25 protein-coding genes are annotated in these 25,240 nt (G+C 71.3%); 14 read left to right on the top strand and 11 right to left on the bottom strand.

What is annotated here, in order from left to right:
* Positions 1-104: 104 nt before the first annotated feature.
* Positions 105-1,106, bottom strand: a complete 1,002-nt coding sequence (locus KUF83_RS22070; RefSeq protein ID WP_217456469.1) for a YafY family protein — start codon at positions 1,104-1,106, stop codon at positions 105-107.
* A 138-nt stretch (positions 1,107-1,244) separates the two neighbouring features.
* Here KUF83_RS22070 and KUF83_RS22065 point away from each other — a divergent pair, with 138 nt between their 5' ends.
* On the top strand, positions 1,245-1,640 hold the full coding sequence (locus tag KUF83_RS22065; RefSeq protein WP_217456505.1) for a RidA family protein: 396 nt from the start codon (positions 1,245-1,247) through the stop codon (positions 1,638-1,640).
* A 173-nt stretch (positions 1,641-1,813) separates the two neighbouring features.
* Here KUF83_RS22065 and KUF83_RS22060 read toward each other — a convergent pair whose 3' ends face one another.
* Complete coding sequence (locus KUF83_RS22060) at positions 1,814-2,698, bottom strand: DUF1963 domain-containing protein (protein ID WP_254644130.1); 885 nt, start codon at positions 2,696-2,698, stop codon at positions 1,814-1,816.
* A gap of 104 nt (positions 2,699-2,802) precedes the next feature.
* Here KUF83_RS22060 and KUF83_RS22055 point away from each other — a divergent pair, with 104 nt between their 5' ends.
* Complete coding sequence (locus KUF83_RS22055) at positions 2,803-3,381, top strand: dihydrofolate reductase family protein (RefSeq protein WP_217456468.1); 579 nt, start codon at positions 2,803-2,805, stop codon at positions 3,379-3,381.
* Between the two features lie 130 nt (positions 3,382-3,511).
* Here KUF83_RS22055 and KUF83_RS22050 read toward each other — a convergent pair whose 3' ends face one another.
* Positions 3,512-3,772 carry a hypothetical protein gene (locus tag KUF83_RS22050; protein ID WP_254644129.1) on the bottom strand — a complete coding sequence of 87 codons (261 nt, stop codon included), beginning with the start codon at positions 3,770-3,772 and terminating at the stop codon, positions 3,512-3,514.
* A 33-nt stretch (positions 3,773-3,805) separates the two neighbouring features.
* Between KUF83_RS22050 and KUF83_RS22045 the strand changes: the two genes are divergently transcribed.
* Both KUF83_RS22045 and KUF83_RS22040 read left to right on the top strand, forming a co-directional pair.
* Positions 3,806-4,144 (top strand): hypothetical protein, encoded by a 339-nt coding sequence (locus tag KUF83_RS22045; RefSeq protein ID WP_217456467.1) that lies wholly within the window; start codon positions 3,806-3,808, stop codon positions 4,142-4,144.
* A gap of 163 nt (positions 4,145-4,307) precedes the next feature.
* On the top strand, positions 4,308-5,102 hold the full coding sequence (locus KUF83_RS22040; protein ID WP_217456466.1) for an SDR family NAD(P)-dependent oxidoreductase: 795 nt from the start codon (positions 4,308-4,310) through the stop codon (positions 5,100-5,102).
* Between the two features lie 301 nt (positions 5,103-5,403).
* Here the strand turns inward: KUF83_RS22040 and KUF83_RS22035 are convergent, their stop codons facing one another.
* Together KUF83_RS22035 and KUF83_RS22030 are read right to left on the bottom strand one after the other, a co-directional pair.
* Positions 5,404-6,723 (bottom strand): sodium:proton antiporter, encoded by a 1,320-nt coding sequence (locus KUF83_RS22035; RefSeq protein WP_217456465.1) that lies wholly within the window; start codon positions 6,721-6,723, stop codon positions 5,404-5,406.
* Positions 6,724-6,879: 156 nt separating this feature from the next.
* Entirely contained in the window at positions 6,880-7,881 is a 1,002-nt protein-coding gene (locus tag KUF83_RS22030; protein WP_217456464.1) for a zinc-binding dehydrogenase, read from the bottom strand.
* Positions 7,882-8,104: 223 nt separating this feature from the next.
* Here KUF83_RS22030 and KUF83_RS22025 point away from each other — a divergent pair, with 223 nt between their 5' ends.
* From KUF83_RS22025 to KUF83_RS22015, 3 genes are all read left to right on the top strand, one after another.
* Positions 8,105-9,154, top strand: a complete 1,050-nt coding sequence (locus KUF83_RS22025) for a hypothetical protein (protein WP_217456463.1) — start codon at positions 8,105-8,107, stop codon at positions 9,152-9,154.
* A 2-nt stretch (positions 9,155-9,156) separates the two neighbouring features.
* Positions 9,157-10,266 (top strand): hypothetical protein, encoded by a 1,110-nt coding sequence (locus KUF83_RS22020; protein WP_217456462.1) that lies wholly within the window; start codon positions 9,157-9,159, stop codon positions 10,264-10,266.
* A 269-nt stretch (positions 10,267-10,535) separates the two neighbouring features.
* The gene (locus tag KUF83_RS22015) at positions 10,536-11,156 is read left to right on the top strand and encodes a hypothetical protein (RefSeq protein WP_217456461.1); all 621 of its coding nucleotides are present in this window, start codon (positions 10,536-10,538) and stop codon (positions 11,154-11,156) included.
* Positions 11,157-11,368: 212 nt separating this feature from the next.
* Here KUF83_RS22015 and KUF83_RS22010 read toward each other — a convergent pair whose 3' ends face one another.
* The 5 genes from KUF83_RS22010 to KUF83_RS21990 all read right to left on the bottom strand — a co-directional run bounded on the left by KUF83_RS22010 (position 11,369) and on the right by KUF83_RS21990 (position 16,624).
* Complete coding sequence (locus KUF83_RS22010; RefSeq protein ID WP_308403088.1) at positions 11,369-12,190, bottom strand: class I SAM-dependent methyltransferase; 822 nt, start codon at positions 12,188-12,190, stop codon at positions 11,369-11,371.
* A 149-nt stretch (positions 12,191-12,339) separates the two neighbouring features.
* Positions 12,340-13,893: an FAD-dependent oxidoreductase gene (locus tag KUF83_RS22005; RefSeq protein WP_217456460.1), complete on the bottom strand. Its 1,554-nt coding sequence runs from the start codon at positions 13,891-13,893 to the stop codon at positions 12,340-12,342.
* A complete protein-coding gene (locus KUF83_RS22000; protein ID WP_217456459.1) occupies positions 13,890-14,621 on the bottom strand; it encodes a methyltransferase domain-containing protein in 732 nt (243 codons plus the stop codon). Before KUF83_RS22000 ends, KUF83_RS22005 begins: the two co-directional genes overlap by 4 nt.
* A 43-nt stretch (positions 14,622-14,664) precedes the next feature.
* Positions 14,665-15,858, bottom strand: a complete 1,194-nt coding sequence (locus KUF83_RS21995) for a lycopene cyclase family protein (RefSeq protein ID WP_217456458.1) — start codon at positions 15,856-15,858, stop codon at positions 14,665-14,667.
* A gap of 145 nt (positions 15,859-16,003) precedes the next feature.
* Positions 16,004-16,624, bottom strand: coding sequence for a sigma-70 family RNA polymerase sigma factor (locus KUF83_RS21990; RefSeq protein WP_217456457.1), 621 nt, complete (start codon positions 16,622-16,624; stop codon positions 16,004-16,006).
* A gap of 324 nt (positions 16,625-16,948) precedes the next feature.
* Between KUF83_RS21990 and KUF83_RS21985 the strand changes: the two genes are divergently transcribed.
* From KUF83_RS21985 to KUF83_RS21955, 7 genes are all read left to right on the top strand, one after another.
* Positions 16,949-18,289 (top strand): polyprenyl synthetase family protein, encoded by a 1,341-nt coding sequence (locus KUF83_RS21985; RefSeq protein ID WP_217456456.1) that lies wholly within the window; start codon positions 16,949-16,951, stop codon positions 18,287-18,289.
* A complete protein-coding gene (locus tag KUF83_RS21980) occupies positions 18,286-19,830 on the top strand; it encodes a phytoene desaturase (RefSeq protein ID WP_217456455.1) in 1,545 nt (514 codons plus the stop codon). Before KUF83_RS21985 ends, KUF83_RS21980 begins: the two co-directional genes overlap by 4 nt.
* Positions 19,827-20,867: a phytoene/squalene synthase family protein gene (locus KUF83_RS21975; protein ID WP_217456454.1), complete on the top strand. Its 1,041-nt coding sequence runs from the start codon at positions 19,827-19,829 to the stop codon at positions 20,865-20,867. Before KUF83_RS21980 ends, KUF83_RS21975 begins: the two co-directional genes overlap by 4 nt.
* Positions 20,864-21,892, top strand: coding sequence for a DUF5914 domain-containing protein (locus KUF83_RS21970; protein WP_217456453.1), 1,029 nt, complete (start codon positions 20,864-20,866; stop codon positions 21,890-21,892). The genes KUF83_RS21975 and KUF83_RS21970 overlap by 4 nt, the downstream gene beginning before the upstream one ends.
* 153 nt (positions 21,893-22,045) lie before the next feature.
* On the top strand, positions 22,046-22,483 hold the full coding sequence (locus tag KUF83_RS21965) for a hypothetical protein (protein ID WP_217456452.1): 438 nt from the start codon (positions 22,046-22,048) through the stop codon (positions 22,481-22,483).
* Positions 22,484-22,841: 358 nt separating this feature from the next.
* Complete coding sequence (locus tag KUF83_RS21960; RefSeq protein ID WP_217456451.1) at positions 22,842-23,315, top strand: carboxymuconolactone decarboxylase family protein; 474 nt, start codon at positions 22,842-22,844, stop codon at positions 23,313-23,315.
* Between the two features lie 156 nt (positions 23,316-23,471).
* Positions 23,472-24,395: an RNA polymerase sigma-70 factor gene (locus KUF83_RS21955; RefSeq protein WP_217456450.1), complete on the top strand. Its 924-nt coding sequence runs from the start codon at positions 23,472-23,474 to the stop codon at positions 24,393-24,395.
* A 117-nt stretch (positions 24,396-24,512) separates the two neighbouring features.
* Here the strand turns inward: KUF83_RS21955 and KUF83_RS21950 are convergent, their stop codons facing one another.
* Entirely contained in the window at positions 24,513-25,085 is a 573-nt protein-coding gene (locus KUF83_RS21950; protein ID WP_374106123.1) for a DUF1707 domain-containing protein, read from the bottom strand.
* Between the last annotated feature and the right edge of the window lie 155 nt (positions 25,086-25,240).

Raw genomic sequence — 25,240 nt, 5'->3', positions numbered from 1 at the left:
TCTACCGGGTCATCACCGGAAACCGCCGCCGCAGCCACGCCTGACCCCACACCACCCCATCGGCTCCGCCCCACCCCAGGGCGGAGCCGATCGGTGGTCTCGGGTCAGCCGGACGAGTTGGCATCCCGCTCCCGGGACGAGCCTCCGTAGCGGGCGGCCATCGCCGTGGCGCGGTCGTGCAGGGAGGTGCGCAACGACGGCGGGTCCAGGGCCTCCGCGTCCGTGCCGAGCTGCCACAGCGCCCATACGGCATGCCGGGAATCCTGAAAGGTCACCTCCAGCCGCAGCCAGCCGTCCGCGTCGGGGTCTTCCGCGCGGACAGCAAGTGCGGCGTCCAGCAGTTCCTCCCGCCGCGCCGGATTCACCCGTACCAGCACGGTCATGTGGTCACCGCCGGACAGAAAACGCGCGGAGCGTTCCCGCCAGATCCGGTCCAGGTCGACCCGGTTGGGCCGCTGTGCCGCTTCGGGGAGTTCCTCGGCGGCCGACATTCGCGACAGCCGGTAGGTGCGGTCCGCGCCCGATCTCGTGGCCAGCAGGTAACTCCGGTCCCGGACGGTGACCAGACCGATCGGGTCCACCGTGCGCCACTGGGGTGACTGCCCCGTGGCCGCGTAGTGGATGCGCAACTTGTGCCCGGCGAGCACCGCGAGTCTGACCTCGGTCATCGTGGTGCCGGGCACCTCCTCGTCGACGCGCCGCCGTGAGAGCAGGTCGGTCTCCGGGTCGACGAGGAACCGCTGGGCCGCGTCGCTCGCTGATGTCCGGTGGCCTTCGGGCAGCGCGTCGACCACCTTGCGCATGGCCGAGGCGAGTGCCGAGCCGAGGCCGAAGACATGCTCGCCGCGCCCCGATCCGGCGGCCAGCAACGCGAGAGCCTCGTCCTGGTTGAGTCCGGTGAGCTCGGTCTGGAAACCGGGCAACAACGCGAACCCACCGTGCCTGCCCCGTTCCGCGTAGACCGGGACGCCGGCCGCGGACAGTGCCTCGATGTCGCGCAGCACGGTGCGGGTGGACACCTCCAGCTCGCGGGCCAGCGTGTCCGCTGTCAGCCGACCGTGCCGACGCAGCAACAGCACCAGCGAGATCAACCGGTCGGCGCGCATGCCCGGACTTTAACGGGATTACATGACGGAGGGTGTCATGAATTCTTGGGAGGCTCATCGACACGACGTCACAGCGGGGCGGCTACCGAGCCGACGGACGTTCGTACTCGCGATTGGTCGAATGGAGCTGATGTGGCAGTGGAACGCGCGGCAGTCAACCCGGTGACGTGGTCCGTGGACTTGGGGTTCAACCAGGGGGAGGTCGTCTCCGGACACACACGGACCCTGTACATCTCGGGGCAGACCGCGATGAGCGGTGACGGCAAGCCCCAGCACGACGGTGACATGGCGGCACAGTTGACGCTGAGCATCGACAACCTGGAGGCCGTGCTCGGCGAAGCCGGCATGTCTCTCGCGAACCTGGTCCGGCTCAACGTCTACACGACCGATGTCGATCTGCTTCTCCAGCACTACGGCGGGCTGGCGGCACGGTTGGGTGCCGCCGAGGTGGCACCGACGTCCACGATGCTCGAGGTGACGCGACTGGCGGTCCCCGGCCTGATGGTCGAGCTCGAGGGAACCGCCGTCGGGTGACGTGGCCGCCGCGGTCCTGCTGCTCGCGCCGGGTCGACCGGCGCGGGTGGCAGCAGGCCGTCAAGCACCCGAGCGCAAGATGGTGACAACCGGCGTGTGGGCCTCGGCAGCGAGTGCCCGAGACGGGGGCCGGCCGCAGGCCGAGAAGCCGACCGGGCGGTAGCCGTGTGCGATCAGGGGTTGGAGAAGACGGAGGTGAACGCGCGGTCGAAGCGCCGCGCGGCCAGATCCTCGCGCTGGATCACCCAGTGGACGGTGGAGCTCTCCCAGCCCTCGACGTCCATACCGGCATACCAGTCGGCCAGGAGCACCCAGTCCGAGACGTCAGCCGAAACCGGTCCGTCCCACCCGCCCGCCTCCGCCGCCCTCACTGCCCTGGACACGGCGACGGACACCGGGTCGGTGCAGATGGCCTCCTCGTCGGCGTATCCCCCGATCTGCAGCGGGCCTTCGGGGGCGATGCCGCTACGGGTCCTCCCCCAGGCCGCGACGAGTTCCTCGGAGCGGGGATGCCCGGGAAGCGGCCCGCTCCCGGGCCTCTCTGCGCGTTCGACCGCGTGGTGCCAGGGCAGCGACACGTCGGCCGTCGCCCTCAACGGCCCTTGCGGGAACGCCTTGAACATCGCTGCGTAGTCCTCGAAGTCGAAGGAGTTCCACGCGTCCCTGTCCCGCTCCGTCACGGCCGTGCCGACGGGGACGTACACCACGCTGCCCATGGTCTCGGAATCGCCGGCGGTCTCAGGAAAGGCGAACAGGAGCAGACGGCCGTCGGGAGGCAGTGGAAGGTCCGTGGCGTCGGCGGGGAGAGCCGCGAGGTCGATCGAAGCGACGAAAGGGTGGGAGGGGTCCGGGATGTCGGCCGGGAGCATCAGCGGACCGCCGAACCGCCCCACGACCGGCCCGTCCCCGTCCCCGTCCCCGTCCCCGTCCCCGTCCCGCCTGAGCGTCGCGCAGGGACGGACGGTGGCCGACCACCGCTCGACGTCGTCGGCGGGAATGCCCCGGGCTGTCGCCTCGTCGCGGAAAGGGCGTAACCGGTCCCGCATCTCAGGTGTCATGGGCGAACCCTAGGTGGAAGGACTGACACGGCGAGCGCGATGAGTTTCGTCGTGGTGCCGAGTCTGCATTCACACAACCGGGCAACCGCATCGAGGAGAGCGTCATGACCGCCACCTACACGTTCGATGTCTTTTCCAGCCTCGACGGCTTCGGAGCCGCGAGTGGCGACTGGACCGGCTACTGGGGCAAGCAGGGGCCCGAACTGCTCGACCACCGTCTGTCCCAGTACGGCGAGGACCAGCGGATGGTCTTCGGGGCCAACACCTATCGGGCGTTCGCACGGATGCTGGCCTTGAGCACCGAGGAGCCCGAGGTGCGTGATCCATGGGTCAGCCGGATGACGAGCCTGCCGGCCACGGTGGTGTCGACCACGCTGGAAGGACCTCTCGACTGGTCGGACGCGACCCTCGTGAGCGGCGACGCCGTCGATGTCGTGGCCCGGCTCAAGGAGGAGTCCGAGGTGCCGTTGCGCTCGCACGGCAGCCTGTCGATGAACCGGGCGCTGATGGCCGCCGGCCTGGTGGACCGTGTCCAGGTGACGTTCTTCCCGGTGATCACCGGTCGGACCGGGCTGGACCCGATCTTCCAGGGTGCCGCCGACTTCGACCTCGAGCTGATCGAGCATCGGACGCTCGACGGCCGCACCCAGGAGCTCGTCTACCGGCCCACCCTGCATGCCTGAGCCCTGGCCACCGTCGCCGCGCTTCGCCCGCGCGCCGCTCGTACGGTCGGCCGGCGACCGTGGCGGTCACGGCGGTCACGGCAGTCACAGAAGGCACAGAAGGCACGGCCGGACGCTGCTCATCAGGCCGTCAGGGCATGCCCAGACGCTGGCGGTAGGGCGGACGGGGCCCCGCGTTCGCCAGGACGGCGGCGCAGGCGGCGTCGGCCTCGCAGGCCGCGCCCGGGTCGCGGAGAGGCAGCAGGGTGTTGTCGGTGAAGTCGAGACGGTGGGGATCGCCGCACCCTTCCTCCGGATTCACCGCGTCGGCCGGTGGCCAGGCTCCGGGGTACTCGCGCCGTTCGAGCCACTCCGGCACCGCGTCGTCCCAGAAGTTGCCGCGGTAGCGCACGGCTTCTTCAGGGTGTAGTCACCGCTGCGGAGGTTGACCACCAGGTCCGACGTCATGCCGGGTGTGAGCCGGCGTACGGCCTGCTGCGCGCGCGCCGGTGTGGCGAAGGGCTGTTTCAGGGTGCCCGGCCAGGTGTCCTTCCCCCAGGAGGCGACGTACAGCTGTGCCGGAGCCGCTTCCGGGGACGGTGAAGCCGCCGATGCGGAGGGCACGGCCGCCACCGCGAGCCCGAAGGCCACCGCGGCCCGCGTCATGACACCTGTCCTGGTCCACGTACGGAAGATCGCCATGCCGCCTCCTCGTTGGGCCTTCCCGATGGGCCTCCCCCTCACCCTGGGACCGCGGGAGGTGCTGCGCAGTCTCCTCAGGTAGCGGCGGCGTCGACCGAAGTCGCCGATCGCCGGTCCGCTCGACGGCTTCCGGCGATCCGGCGGAAACGGCCATCTGGAGGCGTAGGCGTGCGTCCCCTGTTGCTCGGGTGCCTGAATGGGTACTCCGCAGGCGGTTGTCGGATGCATGCGAAGGGGCGTGTGGGATGCGTATCGATCTGACCGGGCGCACGGCACTGGTCACCGGCTCTTCTCAGGGCATCGGGGCGGCGATCGCTGCCGGACTCGCCCGTGCCGGCGCCCGTGTCGCCGTCAACGGCCGAACCGAACGGCGTGTCGACGAGAGCGTCGTTCGGCTCGCCCGGCAGGTGCCCGGGGCGGACTTCGTGCCCGTGGCGGCGGACGTGACCACCGAAGAGGGGGCGGCTCAGGTGGTGGATGCTCTGCCGCAGGTGGACGTTCTCGTCAACAACCTCGGGATCTTCGGATCGGCGGACCCACTGGAGATCGCCGACGACGAATGGCGCCGGTACTTCGAGGTCAACGTCCTGGCCGCCGTGCGACTGACCCGCCTGTACCTGCCGGGTATGACGGAACGAGGATGGGGCCGGATCCAGTACATCGCCAGCGACTCGGCGGTGGCCATCCCCGCGGAGATGATCCACTACGGCATGTCGAAGACCGCCCTGCTCGCGGTCGGTCGGGGTTTCGCGAAGCATGCGGCGGGCACGGGCGTGACGGTGAACTCGGTCATCGCCGGTCCCACCCACACCGGAGGGGTGGAGGACTTCGTGTACGGGCTCGTCGACCGGGACCTGCCGTGGGACGAGGCCCAGCGTGCCTTCATGCGGGAGTACCGGCCGCAGTCCCTGCTGCAGCGGCTGATCGAGCCGGAGGAGATCGCCAACATGGTCGTCTACCTGAGCTCCGACCAGGCGTCGGCCACCACGGGAGGCGCGCTGCGCGTCGACGGCGGATACGTCGACTCCGTCCTGCCGTGAGGCGGGCACAGCCGTACCGGTCGGGTCATGCGCTCGCTGCGTCAGCCGGGGCGGCCGGCGAAGGGTGGTCGATGCTGCTGCCTGTCCGTGTCGTGGAAGCGGGCCCTGATCACATGGGCGCCGATTCGCTGTCCGGCCGTCGCAGCCGTCGACCGCGGGGCCGGGCAGTCGGTGCTGAACTGCTGCCGACCTGCCCGGGCGATAACCGCTGAACGATCGCCCAGCCGGCGGGCCGGCCGGGCCGTTCGGCCTGCGGCACCGGCCTGCCGGGCCGGGCACCCCCTTGGCGGCGCCGCCACGATCACGTGGCCGGGCTGCGCCCGGTGCTCCCCGCTCCTCCGCCTTCGCCGTCGGTGCTCTCCTGTTTCGGGGGCGTACCGGCCCGCAACCGGTCGAGCCAGGTCACCACCGGTCCCGCCGTGACGCCGTGCAGCACCACCGAGGCCAGCACCGTGAACGTCACCACTGCCCAGAGCTCGCGGTCCGGTACCGGGAAGTCGTGCTGTCCCAGGGCGTAGGCGAGGTAGTACAAGGAACCGATGCCTCGGATGCCGTAACACGCGACCACCCAGCGTTCCGCACCGCGCATACGGCCCCCGAGCAGGCCGGCCCACCCCGCCAGCGGCCGGATCACCAGCAGCAGCACCAGCGCGGTGACGGCGCCCTGCCAGGTCAGCGCGGAGAGACCGCCCAGCGCGATGAAGGCGCCCAGCAGGAACAGCAACGCCGCGGTGAACAGGCGCTCGATCTGCTCCACGAAGTCGTGCAGGATGTTGTGGAAGCCGTGGGCACGCTCGGCCGAGCGGATCGCGCACGCGGTGGTGAACACGGCGAGGAAGCCGTAGCCCCCCACCAGCTCGGTCACCCCGTACGACAGGAACGTGGCGCCCAGCGCGACGAAGCCCTCCCGGTGCTCGGACAGCCGCAGCGCGGATGACCGGGGGCGGAAGAACAGCCAGCCCAGCAGCCGGCCGACCAGCAACCCGCCCAACACGCCCACGGTGCACTTGAAGGCGACGTCCTCCACCGCCCAGGTGCCGAGCCAGTCGGCCGACCAGCCGCTGCCCGCGGCAGCGGCCAGCGCGACAGCTCCGTACGTCAGCGGGAAGGCGAGCCCGTCGTTGAGGCCCGCCTCGCTGGTGAGGGCGAAACGTACCTCGTCCTCGTCGTGCTCGTCCTCGGTGGGCTCCCCCACCCGCACCTCGGAGGCGAGGACCGGATCGGTCGGCGCGAGAACGGCGGCAAGCAGGAGCGCGGCGGCCGGAGGCCAGTCCAGGACCCACCAGGCCACAAGGGCGGTGGCCGCGACGCTCACCAGCATCGTGACGCCCAGCAATCGCCAGGTCGTCGCCCACCGGCGCAGGCCGACGGGCCGGTTGATCGCAAGTCCGGCGCCCATCAGCGCGATGATCACGCCGATCTCGGTGACGTGCTCTGTCAGCAGCCGGTCGTCCACCGGATCGATCACCGGCAGAGGCAACGGCAGCAGGTACACACCGATGCCCCCCACCAGGAACACCAGCGGCAGCGACAGGGGCCGCCCGGCGACCACTCGGGGCAGTACCGCCGCGAGTAGTGCTCCCACTCCCAACCATGCGAACACCGCGTCGCCGATCGTCACTGCGCTGTGCCTGTCCTTCCGCCCTCAGTGGCCCCGAGCGCGTGCCGCACGGAGCACAGGCCACGTTCGCCGCAGATCGCACCGCAGGCAACCGACGTGGCCTTGGCCCCCTCCCGCGTACCCCGTACGTGCGCGGCCAGCACTACGAGACCGACGTCATCGCGAGCCAGGCAGTTGCTCCTTACACGCGTCGGGGACCAGGACGACCTTGCCCGTTGTCCCCCTTGCCTCCAGGGCGGCGTGCGCCGCGGCGGCCTGCGACAGGGGGAAGGTCTGGAAGGCGGGCACCAGACTTCCGTCGGCGGCCGCCGCGAGCGCGCGGGCCTCGTTCGAAGCCGCGGCCTGGCTCTGCAACAGCAGGGCCAGGGCGTCCGTGAAGCGCACGCCGCGCTCCTTCAGTTCCGTCTCATCGGGGCGGAACTCCTCCCGCGAGGCCGCACCGATGGTGACGTAACGCCCTCCCGCGGCCAGCAGCCCGAAGGCGGCCCGCCCCTTCTCCCCCTCGACACCGTCCAGAACGACCGTGACGCCGCGCCCGCCGAGGGCCTCACGGACGGTGCCGGTCCAGTCCGGCAGGTTGTAGTCGACAGCGACGTCGGCTCCCAGCTCACGCACCGCTGCCGTCTTGGCCGGTCCGCCTGCCGCGCCGACGACCGTGGCGCCGAGGCGGCGGGCGAACTGGACGACCAGACGGCCGATGCCTCCGGCCGCGGAGGTCACCAGGACCACGTCGTCGGAGGTGAGTTCCGCTATGTCGAGCAGGCCGATGGTGGTCGTGCCGGTGACGACCATGGTGACGGCGGCCTCGTACCCCAGTCCGGGCGGCATCCGGTGCAAGGACCGCACATCGGCGACGGCGAGTTCGGCGTAGCCTCCCGGACTGCCGTGTGAGGTCACCACGTCGGCGCCGATCCAGGCCTCGTCCACATCGGGCCCGACCGACTCGACGACTCCGGCCACCTCTCCCCCGAAAATAGCCGGAAGCCCGGGCAGCGGCGGGCCGATGTCCAGCCCTTCCCGCATCGCCGTCTCGATCTGGTGGACTCCCGCTGCCCGTACGAGAACACGGACCTCACCCGGCCCCGGTACGGGATCGGGAACCACCTCATGGCGGAGGTTCTCAGCAGGTCCGAACTCGTGCAGCACGACGGCGCGCATGGCCGTTCCTTCCGGTAGATCGGCGGTGGCACGCCCACTGTGCGACCTCCACTTCACTTGAGGTCAAGCCGCGCCCGCGCCGAGCGCCTCCCGCCGGACGGGTATGCGGCGGCCGGCAGCACCCCGGCAGGAGGCACACCCGCCCGCGATCGGCCGAATGCCGTCTGTTCACGGGTGGGTGAACGCCAATAGCCTGTGCGACCTTCGCGCTCTGGGGGGTCTCGTGAACGGTCTCCGTGCGGTTGTTGTCTGTCTTGTGATCGCGTGCGCCACGTTGGTGTCGCCGGCCGCGGCTGTGACGCCGAGCTGGTCGGCACTGCCCGTGCCGGCGGCGGCCCCGCCGGTGACCGTGTCCGATCTCGCCGCCCGCGGGCCGGGCGAGGCGTGGGCCACCGGGTACGAGCACGCCTCCGACGGGCTGCGGCCGATGCTGTACCGGTGGGACGGCACGGCGTGGCACCGGGACACGACCTTCCCCGGCGCCGACGAGCTGGGCTGGCTCGGCAAGGTGCAGTTCGTCGGCGAGGAAGTGTGGATCTTCCAGGACCGCGTGGGAGTGGGACAGGTCCTGCGCAGGTCGGCGGGAGGGTGGAACGCCCTCCCGCTGCCGCAGAACCTCTGGACCAAACAGGACTTCGCCGCCGTGCCGGGTGCCGCGTGGGTGGTCGGTGAGGACGACACCGGGCTGAAGGTGCTGCACTACGACGGGTCGGACTGGACCACGCAGTCGATGCCCGACGATGTGCACTTCGTGATGGGGATCACCGCGCGTACCGCCGACGACGCCTGGGCCTGGGCCGACACCAGCACCGGGACGACCGTCCTGCGCTGGGACGGCACGCGGTGGCGGGACGCGAACGTGGCGCTGCCGCCGAACAGCAACCTGCACACGATCCTGCTCGACCCCTCCGGCCGGGTCACGATCGGCGGCAGTCAGTACATCGACGGCGTGCCCCGCACGTACCTCATGACCCGGAGCGGGAACACCTGGCGCACGACCCACCCGCCGCTGGGCGACACCCATACCGAGGCCATGGTGCGTGGCCCGGACGGCGCGCTGTGGCTGCCGGTGCGCAGCGACCGCGCGTTCCAGTCGAAGTACGCACGGGTGAACGGCTCCCGCACCACGTTCTCGTACGGTCCGGTGCGCACGAACGCGATCGACGTCAAACCGCGTGCGCTGGCGAAGGCCGGACGCTCACTGCTGTCCTTCGGGACCGTCGAGATCTACGGGTCGAAACCGAACCTGATGAGCGAGCGGCTGGGAGGCTGACCATGGCACGCAGACTTCTCGTCGCGGTTCTCGCCGCCGCCATGACGATCATGACCATCCTGGCGTCGGCCGCGGCGGAGAACCCGTCCTGGCAGCATGTTCCGGTCCCGGCGCAGGTACGCCCGCAGGCCGGGCTGAACGAGGCGGTGGCGTTCGGGCCGGACCGGGCATGGGCGGTGGGTGCCGACGCCGTCGGCCGTGAGGCGCCGGGCTTTCCGCTGATGTTGCGCTGGGACGGAACGGCGTGGCAGCGGCAGAGCCTGCCCGGGGCCGGCTGGCAGGGCGAGTTGCTGTCCATCGCCGCGGCGTCACCGGCCTCGGCCTGGGCCGTCGGCCGCGACTCGGCGGGCGGCTCCCGCCTGCTCCGCCTCAACGGCACCACCTGGTCGGAGACCCGGCCGCCGCGCGGTGTCGTGCTGACCAAAGTCGTCGCCGGCGGCGGTGAGACCTGGCTGATCGGTTCGAGGGACGGCGCGCAGGCACTGCTGCGTTGGGACGGCCGCGGCTGGCAGGACGTGCCCGTGCCGCCGGGAGCCGTGTACGGCCTGCACATCCTGGCGGCCGACGACGTCTGGGCCGCGGGCGCCACCAACTCCGGTGCGGCCGTGTCGCACTGGAACGGGCAGACGTGGCAGCAGACGATCGTGAACGGGTTCCCCCGGTCGGCAGTGGGCAGTGTGCTGGCGGTCTCGCCGACGGAGGTGTGGGCGGGTGGCACGGAAGGGTTCGTCGGCGGCCCGGTGGGCCGGCCGATTCCGCCACTGCTGGTCCGCTGGGACGGGCAGGCGTGGAACAGGGTCACCCTGCCCACCGACTTCGGCTCGATCACCTCACTGACACCTTCCGCGTCCGGCACGTTGGCCTGGGTCTCGGTGGCCCGTTCGCAGAAGTGGGGCCCGCCGGGCAGCTATCCGCCGTTCGTCCCCGGGCCGGACTTCCTTGCCTGGAACGGGCAGTCGTTCACCGAGCACAGCGAACCTGCGGTGCCCGGGGAGGGCGACTCCTCGGTGCTGCGGCTGGCGCCGGTGCCGGGCTCGGAGGCGGTGTGGTCGGTAGGCCGAGCGGACGGTCCCGAGGGCACCTTCGCCCCACGCATCCTGCGCTTCGGCTGACAGAAGCAGCCCACAGTTCGTGGTGAGCGAGCGCTTGTTTCCGTAAAGGCGCACACCGGAATGCATGTGATGTGCCACACATCGGAAAGGGTGCGGATAAATGCATCCTACTTTCCGGTAATCAAAACCCGAGACGCAGCCATTACTTTATTTGTAAACCGCCTTGCGCAACCCGCGTAGATACCGGCGTTTACCTGGCCTGGTCTAAACCTAACAGCGCTAATTTACATCCCGTTCCCATTCCCTTAACCCGCCAGAAGCCTGCATTCTTGCCCGACCACTGGTTCCTCACAGACAAGGAAGAGATGAAGACCGGGCACAAGATTGCAATCGCTGGCGCTTGTATCGTGGCGGCCGGAACAATCATCGCTCCGCAACTGATCGACAACGACGAAAAGGGCGGCAAGAAGGGGTCGTCGACCACTGTGGGCCGCGACGACCAGAGTGGCGACGGGGACGGGAACCGCTGCCAGGGCACCTGCACCTACGGCAACACCCCCATCCCGGAGAACACCTACCGGACCGACACCGCACCTGACGCCAAGGGCCCCTGGGCATACAAGATCGTGCGTACCGTGACCCAGGCCGGCGACGAAGGGCTCATGGTCCGGACATGCAACGTCAGCGACTGCCCCGGACCGGACGGTGCGCGACAGATAGGCCTTGTCCTGGTCCACCGCACCGTCTGGGTCGAATGTTGGAAAGACTCCGGCTTCGACGGCCACGAGGGGCAGAAGATAACCAAGTGGTACAAGGTGAAATGGCCGTCCAATGAGCCGCACAAGGTAGCCGATCTGGAGAGCGCACGGGACGACAAGTACACCGGATGGATGTACAGCGGCTATATGGAGCCGGCAGGGCACGACGGCAGCATCCCGGAGTGCAGCTAGTCCGGAATTCCAACCCGGGCACCAATTCCAGACAGCGCGTGACTGGAAATGGAGCATGGATTGTTGAGTGGGAGGGTGGCCCGGACAAGGTCACCCTCCCGCCATTCATTGCGGGAATCGCCGCGAGTTCGCCTGCGGAATTCGGCACATCACGTCTCCCGCGTCCCGGAACCACCGCTCGCCCCTTCCGGCCCGGAAGCAGCAACCGCCTCTCACAGCCGGCGCACGCGCAGTACGGCGGTCAGCATCGGGAGCACGAACTCGCCCTCGGCGGTCTCCGGTCTGGCGGCGAGGAACGCGCGGATCCGGTCGAGTGCGGCTTCCCTTTCCTGCTCCGGCATGACCAGCATCCCCGCGCGCGTGGCGAGGGTCGAGACGAGCGTGTCGGCGGTACGGCGCTGTCCGTGCGGGAACTCGGCTTGCCTCGGTGAGCCGAACCGGGCCTCCGCGCCGGTCCTGGGGAGGTGCGCGCCAGCCGTCTCGGCGCGCCAAGCGGCGGGCGTGACGCGCGGGCCGACGGCCGCGTGCCCGCTGATCCGCGCGAGTCCGGCAACCCAGTCGACCTGGTCGTCCATGACGTTCCACAGGCCGGCCAGGATGCCGCCCGGTGCGAGAACCCGCGCGATCTCCGGTCCCGCGACGTCCATGTCGAACCAGTGCATCGCGTTGCCCGCCAGCACGGTATCGACGGACGCGTCCGGCAGCGGGATCGCCTCGGCGCTTCCCGGCAGGGTTCGGACGGTGGGCAGTGCCCTGCTCAGCTCGCTCAGCATCGCCGGGTCGGGTTCGACCGCGACGACATCGGCGCCCAGCGCGACCAGCGCGGCGGTCAACTTGCCTGTTCCGGCACCGAGATCGAGTACGCGTGGCCCCGGCGCCGGCTCCAGGGCCCAGCGCACGGCAGCATGCGCGTAGTCGGGGCGGTGTGCGGCGTACGCGGCGGCCGCCGCGCCGAACGACGAGCGGTGAACCTGCCGTTCGGCTTCTTCCACATGCCGTTCGGCTTCTTCCACGTGGCGACCGGCTTCTTCCACGTGGCCACGGTAAGGGTGTCCGGGCCGTGCCACCACCACCCGCCCGCTTCACACGCGTCGTCGTGAGCCTGTGTGCTGCGAGCGGTCCCGCAGACCGGCGCGGGTGAAGAACGGTGGTTGCTGCCCCACTTGAGCCGGGTGACAGGACATCAGCCGAGGCGTGCGAGCCCCCGCAGCGCCGCGCTGCGTCCGCGGTCGGGCACCGTCCACAAGGTCTGCCCGCTGACTCCCCAGCGCGCCAGCAACGCGTTGGCCGCGAGGAAGCCGCTCGTGGCCGCGCGTTCCATGAGGGCCACGGGCAGCCCCGTGCGGACCAGGTCACCGGCCACCACCAGCCCGGGGTCGGGGGTGCGTACGGTCGGCCGGTCGCCGTATCCGCCGACCGGGAACAGCGGGCAGTCGGCCCGCCACTCGTGGCGTTCGTCGAGCACCGTCGCCGCACGGGTTTCCGGCCAGACCTGGTGCAGTTGCTCCACGAGGTGCTTCTGCTCGACGTCACGGACCGCATGGTCGGGCAGGGCGTAGGCGTGCAGTTCCACGACTGACCCCCCGGTACGCGAGGCCCAGCGCCTCGCTTCGCCCTCGAAGCGCTCCAGCACACTGACGTTGTCGAGAGTCCCGTAGCCGCTGGTGCCCAGGAATCCGGGGCGGTCGGCCCCGACGGGGCGGTCCAGCCACAGACGCGACACGAGGAACTGCGGGGCACCGCGCAGCCGGGCGATCCGCTCACGCCATGCGCTGTCACCCAGGCGCGGGGAACCCGCGACGAGGGAGCTCAACCCTGCCGAGTCCAGGGCGAGTACCGCCGTGTCGTAGTGCTGTTCCCGCGCATCGGCGGCGACGAGGAAGCCGCCGTCGGAGGTGGGTTCGACCGTCTGGACGGGGGTGCCGGTGCGCAGGTCGACGCCGTGGCCACCCAGGTAGCCGGCGAGGGGTTCCCACAGGGCGGTGGGGAAGGGCTCGGAAGGCACGTCGAAGAGCAGCCCTTCCGCGGAGCCGAGGAAGTAGATGTGGAACATCAGCACCATCTCCGCCGCGGACAGTTGGCGGGGATCGGCGAAGAAGCTGCGCGAGAACACCTCGAACGCGAGATGGTGCGCGGCTTCGGGGAAGCGGATCGACTCCAGGAAGTCATGGGCGCTGACGCCGTCGAGCTGGGTGTAGACGTCCGGAACGCGGACGTCCAGGAGAGGCAGTGCGGCGACCGGGTTCATGCGCAGGAGATCCCGCAGCCCGAAGGTGGGGCTCAGGGCGACGAAGCCGAGCGCGCTCCACGGCGGCGTGCGCGGTACGTGCCGGAAGCTGTCGCGCAGGCCGCCGCTGTGCCACAGCGGGTAGTCGGGCAGCCCACGCAGTCGGTCGAGCCGCGGATCGGTGCGCCGCAGAAGGCCTCGCAGGTTGTAGTACTGCCGGAAGAAGGCGTGGAAGCCGCGGCTCATCGTCGCGTCGCTGCCGTCGGAAAGGGTGGTCCGCCACCCGGCCAGGCGTCCGCCGAGAGTGGGCTCACGCTCGTACAGCGTGACCCGTACGCCTCGTTCGGCCAGGGCCGTTGCCGCCGCCAGTCCCGCGATGCCGCCGCCGACGACCGCGGTCGTCGGGGGCCGGTCGCCGGTGAAGCGGGGCGCGCCCGGCGCGGGAGGAATCGTGCGGGCCCGCCGGTCCCTGCCTCGTCGGGCGGCGTCCGGCCGCCGGGGCGCGGTCATCGCCCCGTCTCCGCGGCTGTGCCCGGTCGGCGGGCGACGATCGTGTGCGTGATGCCGGTCTGCCAACCCGGCAGGGGCAGCGCCCGTACGTCCTGGAAGCCGGCGGAGCGAACCCGCGCGGCGAAGTCGCTCGCCGTGTCGAACTCCACGACGCTGCGCCACAGGTGGCGATAGAGGGTGCCGTCGCCGAGGGCGGTGGCGACGGGCAGGACCAGGCCCCGGCACACACCCGTCCACACCGCGCGGTGGGCGGTCCGGCCGCTGAGGGTGTACTCGTGCACCGCCAGTCGTCCCCCCGGCGCCAGCGCCTCGCGTACGGCATCGAGCACGGCGTCGGGATCGGCGACGTTGCGGAACAGGTACGCCGCGAACACCGCGTCGAACGGTCCCCGCACGCCTGCTTCCGCCAGCCGTTCGGCGGGAGCCTGCACGAAGGTCACACCGTCGCGCCACGGTTTGCCGGCGGCGCGCTCCAGCATTCCGGCGGAGGCGTCCACGGCGGTGATCTCGGCGTCGGGAAGAACCGTGGCCAGCGCGGCCGTCGAGGCCCCGGTGCCGCAGCCGAGGTCCAGCACACGAAGGGCGCCCCGGCTGTGGGACAGGCCCAGGCGGCGCGCCGAACGGCGCAGGTGGGCGTGGTATCCGGGGTTGGCGGCAACCAGTGTGTCGTAGCTGCGAGAGGCGTGGTCGAACGCGGCGGCCAGGCCCTCGTCGCGCAGCAGGGGCATGCGGTCTCCTCGGTCGGGTTGCACAGGTCTCCTTCGTGCCGGGTCAGGGTCCGGGAAAGGGCCGGCGGGGAAGCCAGGACAGCTCCGCCGCGGAGCGGAGCATGGGCAGTACGGGTGTGTGGATGCCGAGGGACAGGTCTTCGTGGAGGCGGGTCGTGCCGTCGAGGAAGCGGAGCAGTCGTTCCATCGGAACCTGGGAGAAGAGCCGCGCGAAGAACGCGGCCCCGTCCACCCGGCCGCTGTCCAGGGCTCGCAGCATCACCGCGTCCATGGCACGCGAGCGCGCCGAGTGGGCGGGCGGAGGCATGGGGTTGCGGCCCGTGCGCAAAGCGTCCGCGACGGCTTGCGTCTGGCGTTGCACGGCGGAGAAGGTGTAGCCCGTGGACGGCCGGGTGGCGCCTCCCGCGGCACCGATGCGGAAGACGGACGGCGCAGACCTGCGGGCGAAGCGCGCGTCGGTCATGGGAATCACGCCGGTCTCGGTCGAGGTGACCTCGAAGTGGCCGAGGCGCAGCACGTCCTCGGCATAGCGGCGCAGGGCGGTGTCATAGGCCTCGCGGGGCAGTACGGCGCCGGAGAACTCGGTGTACTCCACGAGTGCTTCGTGGCGGCCGGTGGGCAGGACGTAACCGAAGGCGAGTCCCTGCGGCGGCTGCGGGACCCGGAAGTCCATGAGCTCCACCGTGCCGGGATCGAACACCGGCCGGTCGGTCCGGACGAACCAGCCGTGGAAGTGCTGCAGCAGAGTGGTGCGGGCCGCCGGAAGGCTGCCGAGCGGCCTGGAGTCGAAGACCCAGCGGGCGCGCACCGTCACGGGGCGTCCTAGGCGGGTGCGTCCGCGGATCTCCGCTCCGTCGGCGATGCCGTCCACGGTCTCGACGGTCGCCTCGAGTCGACGGACGTCGTCGCTGCGCGCCAGATCGCGGGCGACGAGGCGCTCGAAGTCGTCGGAGCGCAGCATCTTGTACGTGAGAGGCGTGATGTCGTCCGCGGCCACACGGCCGTCGGGGGTGTGGACCCTGAGCTGCCGCCACGCGGCGGTCAGGGCCTCGTCGTACGGCCCGGGGCCCTGCTCCCAGAAGCACCATGTGCGGCTCGGCGGGCGGAGCGGACCGGGTGGGGCGTCCACCAGGACGGCGGTCACACTCCGGGCTCCGGAAGCGGGGGACGCGAGCCGGTGGGCGAGGGACAGTCCCGCGGCTCCCGCGCCCACGATGGCCACCTCGGCGTCCAGCACGAACCGCTCCCTCCCTGCGCGTTCCACCGGAGGTGCGCGCGCAGCCGGTGACCTGTCGAAGGTCCTTCACTCCGCGGGGCCCGCGCGGATGCAGGGCCGGCCGGGTTGTCGTCGGCGGCGCTCTGATCGGGTCGGCTCGCCCGCCTCAGCATGCCCGCTGGAGATCGTCGTCCTCGAGGCGGCGCCCGAGTCGGTGGAGTCCGCGCCTGGCGTGACTCTTGACCGTGCCCAGCGGCCATCCGGTGACTTCGGCGATCTGCGTCTGCGTCAGGTCGTCGTAGAAGGCGAGGGTGAGTACGCGGCGCTGGGCGGCGGGCAGCTTGGCGAGTTCATGGCCCACCACGACCCGGTCGAGCACGGCCGCCGGGGTGTCACCGTCCCCGGGCCCGACGGACATCCGGGCGCCGGCCGCCACCACGAGTTCCGCCCGCCGGGTGCGCGCGGACAGGGCGTCGACGATCTTCCGGCGGGTGATCCCGACGAGCCACGCGCCCAGGGCGCCGCGCTCCGGGGCGAATCCGGCGCGGCCCCGCCAGGCCGCGAGGAACACCGTCTGTGTGACGTCCTCCGCCTCGCGGACGTCCCCGAGAGAACGCCGCGCCAGTGTGTGCACCAGGGTGCCCCACCGGTGGTAGGCCGCGGCCAGACCGGCCTCGTCACCGGCGGCGAAACGCGCGGCGAGTTCCTCGTCGGCCAAGGGCTCCTCCGCCGGAGCCCACAGCGGGACGCTGTCGCGGGTCTGCTCTGTGACCTGTTGTGCAGCCATGGTGTCTGCTCCTCGTGCGGGCGCGATGGCCGTTCCGTGTCGCGGGGGCGGAAGTGGTCCGGCCGAAGTCGTCTACCCCCGGCGTGCCCGATATCGGTCTCGGAGGGGCTCGGCTCCATCACCCTGCGAGAAGTCCCACCGATGCCTCAACTTGCATCGTCTCTGCATCACTTTCCGCGATGCGCGGCGATGTGTCCTCGCCCGACCGGCCCAACGGTGGGGACCGGGCGCACTTTCTCGCCCGTCCGGCGCATCCGCGGAGGCCTCAAGCGCGGAAAGCGTTTCAGTCAGACACCCAGAACGAACGCGACGAGAGGAACCGGGATGCGCTCCAGCGAGGCCAAGGATCACGCCGTGTCCGGGACGGCGCCCGGCCCTCATCCCGAGCCCCCGCGTGCCCGCGCGGACGACCTCGCCCGTGTGCGGGGCGGACACCCCGGCCCCGGGCATGCGACGGCGGGCGATCCGCCGCCGCCGCGGTTCCCGCTGGACGTGGACGATCTGCACGCCATCGACAGTGACGTCTCCGCGGCCGTGGGGCACGTCCTCGAAGACCATCTGGCCGAGCGGGCGGAGCGCGCCAGCGCCCTGGACCCGACGTTCGGCCGGGACCTCGCCGAACGCGTCGCGCGCTTCACCCTCAACGGCGGCAAGCGCACGCGCGCCCGTTTCGTGTGGTGGGCGCTGCGTGCCTGCGGCGGCGGCCCGGGCGAGGCAGAAGCCGCCCTCCGCGTCGGCTCCGCCCTGGAACTCATCCAGACCTGCGCCCTGGTCCACGACGACGTGATGGACGGCTCGCGGCTGCGCCGGGGACGGCTCGCCCTGCACGCGGACGTCGCCGCTCAGTACGCCGACAGCGTTGCGCCCTCACTCGGCCCGCGCTTCGGCGAAGCCGCCGCGATCCTCGCCGGGGACCTGGCCCTGGCCTGGGCGGACGACATCGTCGCGACCATCGACACGGCGCCGGCCACCGTACGCGCCCTGTGGAGCGCCATGCGGACCGAGATGGTCGCCGGGCAGTACCTGGACATCCACGGCCAGGTCACCTCCTCCCGCTCCCTGGCCCGCGCGCTCCGTGCCGCCTGCCTCAAGAGCGCCCTGTACTCCGTGGAGCGCCCGCTGGCGCTCGGAGCCGCCCTCGCCGGAGCGGATGCCGCGCGCACCGAGGCCCTGTGCTCGGCGGGCCGCCGCGTCGGGATCGCCTTCCAGCTCCGTGACGACCTCGACGACGTCTTCGGCGACCCCCGGCACACCGGCAAGCCCACGGGCGGGGACATCCGGGCCGGCAAGCCCACCTACCTCGTCGCCCTGGCGCAGGCCCGCGCCGAGGCGACCGGCAACCGGCACGGCCTGGCCCTGCTGCGGCAGGCCCTCGGCCGCGCCGACCTGTCCGAGAGCTGCCTCGACGAGGTCCGTGACGTACTGGTCGACACCGGCGCCCGTGACATCGTCGAGGCGAGGATCCAGCGACTGGTCGCCCAGGGAATGCGCCACCTGCAGTCCGCCCCGCTCGAGCCGGAGGGCCGGCTGCGGCTGCGGGAACTGCTGCAGGCCACGGCGGGACCCCCCGCCCGGCCCAGGCCCGCACCCACGCCACGCGGCATGCAGGACGACACGCCCGTCCCGCTCCTGCTGACCGCCGGCGCGGAGAGGTCCGTCCGATGACCAGAAGCGTCCCCGGACCCACGGACCACGTCGTGGTGGTCGGCGCCGGTCTCTCCGGCCTGGCGGCCACCCTGCACCTGCTGGGGGCGGGCCGTCGGGTCACCCTCGTGGAACGCGACACCCTGCCCGGAGGCCGCGCCGGACGCCTGGACCGCGCCGGCTACCGCATCGACACCGGCCCCACCGTGCTGACCATGCCCCACCTGGCCGACGAAGCCTTCGCCGCGGTCGGCGAGAGTCTGCACGACCGCGTCGACCTCATCCCCCTCCACCCGGCCTACCGGGCCCTGTTCGCCGACGGCAGCAGCATCGACGTACACACCGGCGCGGAGGCCATGGAGGCGGAGGTCGAGCGCTTCGCGGGCGCCGAGGAGGCCGCGGGATACCGGCGGCTGCGCCACTGGCTGGAGCGGCTGTACCGGACGCAGATGCGGCACTTCATCGACACCAACTTCGACTCGCCGTTCCAGCTGCTGACACCGGACCTGGCACGGCTCGCCGCACTCGGCGGGTTCGGGCGCCTGGACGCGGGGATCGGCCGTCACCTGCGCGACGAACGCCTGCGCCGCGTCTTCTCCTTCCAGTCGCTGTACGCCGGAGTCCCGCCGAGCCGGGCCCTGGCCGCGTACGCCGTGATCGCCTACATGGACACCGTCGCCGGCGTGTACTTCCCCCGCGGCGGCATGCACGCCCTGCCGCAGGCCATGGCGGACGCCGCCGCTGACGCGGGCGCTGACCTGCGCTTCGGACAGGACGTCCTGCGGCTGGAGCGCTCCGGCTCCCGCGTCACCGCCGTCGTCACCGATCAGGAGCGCATCCCGTGCGACGCCGTGGTCCTCACCCCCGACCTGCCGGTCGCGTACGGGCTCCTCGGTCACGCGCCCCGCCGGCCCCTGCGGATCAGGCACGCGCCGTCGGCCGTCGTCCTGCACGCCGGTACCGACCGGACCTGGCCCCAACTCGCCCACCACACGCTGTCCTTCGGGACACCGTGGCACCGCACCTTCGACGAACTCACCCGCACCGGCCGTCTGATGAGCGACCCCTCACTGCTCATCACCCGTCCCACCGCCACCGACCCCTCGCTCGCGCCGCCCGGCCGCCACCTCCACTACGTCCTCGCCCCGTGCCCGAACACCGACATCGGACCCGACGCCACCGCCTGGGCGGATCTCGCACCGCGCTACCGCGACAGCGTCCTGCGGGAGCTGGAGCGGCGCGGGTTCGACGGCATCACCGACGCCATCGAGGAGCAGACACTCGTCACCCCGGCCGACTGGCAGGCCCAGGGGCACGCGGCGGGAACGCCCTTCTCGGCCGCCCACACCTTCGCCCAGACCGGACCTTTCCGGCCGCGCAACCTGGTCCGCGGCACCGACAACGCCGTGCTCGCGGGATGCGGCACCACACCGGGCGTCGGCGTCCCGACCGTCCTGCTCTCCGGCAAGCTCGCCGCGGCCCGGATCACCGGGCTGCAAGCGGCCCGCGGCCCACAACGCCGGCGCACCGCGCCGGCCACCCCGGAAGGAACGCACTCATGACCGTCCGGGAACTCGACGCGGCGGGCATCACCGACCCGGCACTGCGCGACGCCTACACCCAATGCCGCCGGCTCAACGCCCGGCACGGCAGGACCTACTTCCTCGCCACCCGGCTGCTGCCCGTCCATCGGCGTCCCGCCGTCCACGCCCTCTACGGTTTCGCCCGCTGGGCGGACGACATCGTCGACTCCCTGGACCCCGGCATCGCGCCCCGGCGCCGTGCCGCGGACCTCGACCGCCTCCACACACGCCTCGCGCAGGGCCTCAGAGACGGTGACAGTCCCGAACCGGTGGTACTCGCACTGGCCGACACGGCCCGCCGGTACGCCATCGACCACCAGTACTTCAGCGACTTCATGGCGTCCATGCGCAGCGACCTGGAGATCACGGACTATCCGACGTACGACGACCTGCGTGCGTACATGCACGGTTCCGCGGCGGTCATCGGGCTCCAGATGCTGCCGATCCTGGGAACCGTGGTCCCCCGCGAGGAGGCGGCCCCGCACGCGGCGGCCCTGGGCGTGGCCTTCCAGTTGACCAACTTCCTGCGTGACGTGGGCGAGGACCTCGACCGGGGACGGGTCTACCTGCCCGCCGACCTGCTGGGCGCCCACGGCGTCGACCGGGAGCTGCTCTGCTGGAGCCGCCGCACCGGCCTCCGGGACCGGAGGATCACCGAGGCGCTGAAAGCCGTCGAGGACCTCACCCGGGGCGTCTACCGCGAGGCCGCACCGGGGATCGCGATGCTCGATCCGGTGACACGTCCGTGCATCCGCACGGCCTTCGTGCTGTACGGCGGAATCCTGGACGCGGTCGCCGACGACGGGTACGCGGTGCTCCACCGCCGCGCGGTGGTCCCCCGCCGACGGCGTGCCGCGGTGGCCGTCGACGGACTGGCGCGTCTGATGGCCGCTCAGGCGGTCGGGCGTGCGGTTCGCCGGGCGGCGTCACCAAAATCGCGGGAACGCCCCGTCCCGAGGCCCGCGGCGGCTGGGGCCTCCCCCGGCGCGGTACCACTGCACGAGGAGATCACGTGAGTCCCGACCGTTCCGCTCGACGCGGACGATTTCCGCTGTCGCTGCGCAAGAACCCGTTGGCGTGGGAGCGGCAGCGTCCCACCTGGCGTGAGGCCCGCCCCGCGGTGATCGCCCAGGCCCTGAAGCGCGCCCAGGCGCGCCCCTCCGGCAACTGGTACGTCGTAGGCGCCACCGAGGACATCCGTGACGACCGGCCGCTGGCCCGGACGGTCGACGGACAGGAAGTGGTCGTCTGGCGCGACGCCTCGGGCCGACTCGTCGCCGGGCCGGGCGTCTGCCCTCATCTGGGCGCTCCGCTCCGGGACAGTCCGGTGCGCTGCGGCGCCCTCGTCTGCCACTGGCACGGACTCGCCCTGCGGGGCGATGCGTTCGGGGGCTGGGAGCCCTTGCCCGCGCACGACGACGGCGTCCTCGTGTGGGTGCGACTGGACGACGTGGGCGGCGAACACCCTCTGGAGGCACCGGTGGTACCGGTCAGGCCCGCCCCGGCGGGAGCGGTGTCGGCCGTCTACGAGGGCGTGGGCCGGTGCGAGCCGGAGGACATCGTCGCCAACCGCCTGGACCCGTGGCACGGGGCGTGGTTCCATCCGTACTCCTTCGTCGACCTGACCGTCGTCGACACGCCCGCGACGGGCACGGAGGGCGCGGCAGCCACGGACCAGGACGGCTTTGCCGTCGACGTCTCCTTCAAGCTCGCCGGACGACTCGTCGTGCCGGTGCGGGCGGTGTTCACCGCGCCCGAGCCGCGCACGGTCGTCATGCACATCACGGAGGGCGAGGGGCAGGGGTCGGTGGTCGAGACCCACGCGACTCCGCTCGGCCCCGACGAACGGGGCAGGCCGCGGACCACGGTGGTGGAGGCCGTCGTGGCGGCGTCGGACCGTCCCGGGTTCACCGTGGCCCGCAGGATGGCGCCGGTGCTGCGGCCGCTCATGAGGGCCGCGGCCGCCCGTCTGTGGCGCGACGACCTCGCCTACGCGGAGCGGCGCTGGCAACTGCGCTCGACGGGGCGGTTCCCCGGCTGAACCAGCACGACGCCCGGGGAAACGGGTGAAGGCGCCGGCTGAGGGCGCAGGCGCGTCGATTGGGGAAGTGGCTGTCGTCGTACCGAAATTCATCACCCCGAAATATCGGATAGGCCGGATAAGCAAAAGCCGCCGGTGCCACAGTTGTCCGCTGTGTGGACAATGCTCTCGCCGCTCATCGGCGTCGTACTCGGCGGACTCATGTCGTTGGTGGCTCAGCACTCCATAGGACGCGCCTCGAACCGGACGGCGCGCCGGGAGGAACGCCTCGCCCACCTCATCGAATTCCTGTCCGCGGTTCAGGAGGCCGAACGGGTCGCCGTGGACCGCTATCACCACAACCTGACCGACGAGCAGTGGCATGCGCGGGAACGGCAGGCCATCGACAGGGTGTGGGTGAAGCAGAAGACGATCCACATGCTGTGCGCCTCCGACGTCAACAGCGCTGCCCGGGGCGTCGCGTTCGCCGTACAGAAACTGCTCAGAGAGGGCCCCGACGACCCGGAAGCACCGCAGGACGAGAAGGTGTGGGCTCATATCAGTCCCAGTCGGCTGGCATTCCTCGACGCGGCGCGCCGCTATCTGAAGTGAACGGGTTCCTGTTCTTCGACCACGCGCGCCCTCACCTCCGCCGAATGGCCAGAACTCGCAATCGCCGCCCCGGACCGCCCGAATGGGATGACCCCGGAATGACCTCGAACGGCCTGCGTGTTCTGGCATCCCAATTCTGGCCCACTTCCCGCGGTTGAAAGCTGCGAGGCGTAACGGGTCATCAGACGCTCCTGGCGCGACGACCGCCCGCGCCTTTGTAACCGGGAAGCCGTCTCGTCCGTGGGTCTGGGGACGGCCCGTTCTGCGGGGAGACGTGCGTCACATGCCCTCGTGTCACAGGCGGCCGGGTCACCTCGTCTCAGAGGTGTAGCCACCGACGACCACCGAGGAGCACACGATGGACGCGCGACTGAACTACTTCGCCGGCCCGAACCCCAGCAAGGCCTTCAAGCACTTCATGGCGGCGGGCAAGGCGATCAAGGAATCCCCTTTGCCGGCCGCGACGCAGGAGCTGGTGGCGCTGCGCGTGAGCCAGATCAACGGCTGCGCCGCGTGCATCGACATGCACACCAAGGACGCCGCCGCTGCCGGGGAGACCTCCGTGCGGCTGAACCTGGTGGCGGCTTGGCGGGAGGCCACGGTCTACACCGAGGCCGAACGCGTCGCGCTGGAGGTGGCCGAGCAGGGGACCCGGGTCGCGGACGCGGCCGGCGGGGTCAGCGACGAGGTCTGGGCGCGTGCCACCGAGCACTACGACGAGGAGCAACTCACCGCCCTGGTGATCCTCGTGGCCTTCATGAACACGGCGAACCGGCTGAACATCATCACCCGACAGCCGGCCGGCGCCTACGAGACCGGACAGTTCCACTGAGGGGCCGCCCCCAACCGGCGTGAGCCCGGCCACCGTTGTCGGGCCCCGGGCCCTGTGGCCTTGTTCTGCGCGGCCGACGGACCGGATGATCACCACAAAAGACGATGCCCGCACCGACGCGTACCGCCGGACGGGAAACCACAGGGGGGAGTCGGCGTGAGCAAGGTCGAGGAGTTCGAGGAGCTACGACCGCTGCTGTTCTCGGTCGCCTACCGCATTCTGGGCAGCGTGACGGAGGCCGAGGACGCGGTGCAGGAGACCTGGTTGCGCTTCGACGGCTCGGCGACCCGCCCGACATCCGTCAAGGCCTACCTGTCGACCACGGTCACTCGGATCTCGATCGACGTACTGCGCTCGGCACGGGTGAGGCGGGAGCAGTACGTCGGGCCGTGGTTCCCCGAGCCGCTGCTCACCGACCCCTATCAGGATCCGGCACGTGCGGCGGAACTGGCCGACTCGGTGTCGATGGCGGCTCTGTTGCTCCTGGAGCGGCTCAGCCCGCTGGAGCGGTCGGTGTTCGTGCTGCGGGAGGTGTTCGGCTTCGGCTTCGACGAGGTCGCCGCGGCGGTGGGCCGGTCGGAGGCGGCGTGCCGGCAGCTGCTGGTACGGGCGCGGCGGCACATGCAGGCCGGACGGCCACGGTTCGAGGCGGACCGTGAGGAACGGAAGGAGCTGGCGACGCGCTTCTTCGACGCTCTCCGCGAAGGCGATGTCGTCGGCCTGCGGGAGCTGTTGGCCGCCGACGTGTCGATGGCCGGAGACGGCGGCGGCAAGGCCCCGCAGTTGGCCAGGGCCGTCGTCGGGGCCGAGAACGTGGCGCGGCTGCTCGCCTCCGTCTTCCCCAGGATGGCCCAGGCCGACGTGACCTTCGAGCCGCGGGAGATCAACGGCCAGCCCGGAGCGGTGTTCCGTGACCGGGACGACAAGGTGCTGCACATCCTGGCTCTCGACGTGCTCGACGGGCAGATCCGGACGATCCGCTCGGTGATCAACCCCGACAAGCTCGGCCATCTCGGGCCGGTCGCCGACGCCTGGGCTCTTGACCGCGAGGTGAGGCAGACCCGCCGGGAGACGACCTGACCCTCGGGACGGGCGTGGGTCGGCTCGCCGCAGGCAGGTCGCGTCAGCGACCGCGGAGTGGCCGGTCCGCCCGTCCGGCGAGTTCGAGATGGAGCCGGGGCGGGCCGCGTCGCGTGGTCAGGCGCCTGCCGAGCGGGATGTGGGGCCGGTGCGCCGCAGCCACTGTCCGAACGTCCGGCGCGGGGGCCGTACCACCACTCGGCCGTGCAGCTTCCGACCTACCAGTTCCACTCGCAGAGCGACCGGCGTTTCAGGATGCGTCGGACCTTGACGGTGCTTGATCCCGCAGTGCGTCAGCTGCAGTCCATCGGTGTCGATCACGACTCCCGGCCTTGTGATCAGCGTCAGGGTCTTTCCCGTCATGCCCACGTCGATCCGCAACGTGTCGTGCGTGATCACTGCGTCGGTGAAGTCCAGCGTCACCGCGCAGAACGTCACCGCGAGCTCCAGCCTCCGCGGTACCACCCAGCGCCCCACGCGCTCGATCGCGCCGCTGTGGATCTGTTCGATCCGCACGACGTCCTTGACCTCTGCTCCGGCCACGCCGGCCGCAGCCGATACGGACGGCAGGTCAGCGGTGAGCGGGGCCAGTTCACTCAGGGTTCGCGCCGACAGGGCAATTTCCAGGCGCTCGTCCAGCTCGTCCGCGTCGAGCAGGCCGTCCCCCGCCGCGATACGCAGCACATCCACCACCCGGTCCCGGTCGGCGTGCGAGGCTCGCAGCTCGGGGGCCGAGCCGGGGCCGGTGCGCTTCCCGGTGGGCGACATCTCTCCCGACATGCTTCCGTCCCGGTCCTCTCGAACGTCTCCGTGCCATGGGCAGCGGCGCGAGTAGAAGACTAACG

This window comes from Streptomyces sp. BV286 (genome assembly GCF_019090165.1).
In the GTDB taxonomy this organism is placed as follows: domain Bacteria; phylum Actinomycetota; class Actinomycetes; order Streptomycetales; family Streptomycetaceae; genus Streptomyces.
Note: the sequence above shows the minus strand (reverse complement) of the source record. Positions and strands in the feature narration are given on the sequence as shown.

Excerpts from the sequence above, each read along its gene's own strand:
- KUF83_RS22070 (WP_217456469.1), bottom strand. The coding sequence starts at position 1,106 with ATGCGCGCCGACCGGTTGATCTCGCTGGTGCTGTTGCTGCGTCGGCAC.
- KUF83_RS22060 (WP_254644130.1), bottom strand. The coding sequence starts at position 2,698 with ATGACACCTGAGATGCGGGACCGGTTACGCCCTTTCCGCGACGAGGCG.
- KUF83_RS22055 (WP_217456468.1), top strand. The coding sequence starts at position 2,803 with ATGACCGCCACCTACACGTTCGATGTCTTTTCCAGCCTCGACGGCTTC.
- KUF83_RS22040 (WP_217456466.1), top strand. The coding sequence starts at position 4,308 with ATGCGTATCGATCTGACCGGGCGCACGGCACTGGTCACCGGCTCTTCT.
- KUF83_RS22030 (WP_217456464.1), bottom strand. The coding sequence starts at position 7,881 with ATGCGCGCCGTCGTGCTGCACGAGTTCGGACCTGCTGAGAACCTCCGC.
- KUF83_RS22020 (WP_217456462.1), top strand. The coding sequence starts at position 9,157 with ATGGCACGCAGACTTCTCGTCGCGGTTCTCGCCGCCGCCATGACGATC.
- KUF83_RS22005 (WP_217456460.1), bottom strand. The coding sequence starts at position 13,893 with ATGACCGCGCCCCGGCGGCCGGACGCCGCCCGACGAGGCAGGGACCGG.
- KUF83_RS22000 (WP_217456459.1), bottom strand. The coding sequence starts at position 14,621 with ATGCCCCTGCTGCGCGACGAGGGCCTGGCCGCCGCGTTCGACCACGCC.
- KUF83_RS21990 (WP_217456457.1), bottom strand. The coding sequence starts at position 16,624 with ATGGCTGCACAACAGGTCACAGAGCAGACCCGCGACAGCGTCCCGCTG.
- KUF83_RS21985 (WP_217456456.1), top strand. The coding sequence starts at position 16,949 with ATGCGCTCCAGCGAGGCCAAGGATCACGCCGTGTCCGGGACGGCGCCC.
- KUF83_RS21980 (WP_217456455.1), top strand. The coding sequence starts at position 18,286 with ATGACCAGAAGCGTCCCCGGACCCACGGACCACGTCGTGGTGGTCGGC.
- KUF83_RS21975 (WP_217456454.1), top strand. The coding sequence starts at position 19,827 with ATGACCGTCCGGGAACTCGACGCGGCGGGCATCACCGACCCGGCACTG.
- KUF83_RS21960 (WP_217456451.1), top strand. The coding sequence starts at position 22,842 with ATGGACGCGCGACTGAACTACTTCGCCGGCCCGAACCCCAGCAAGGCC.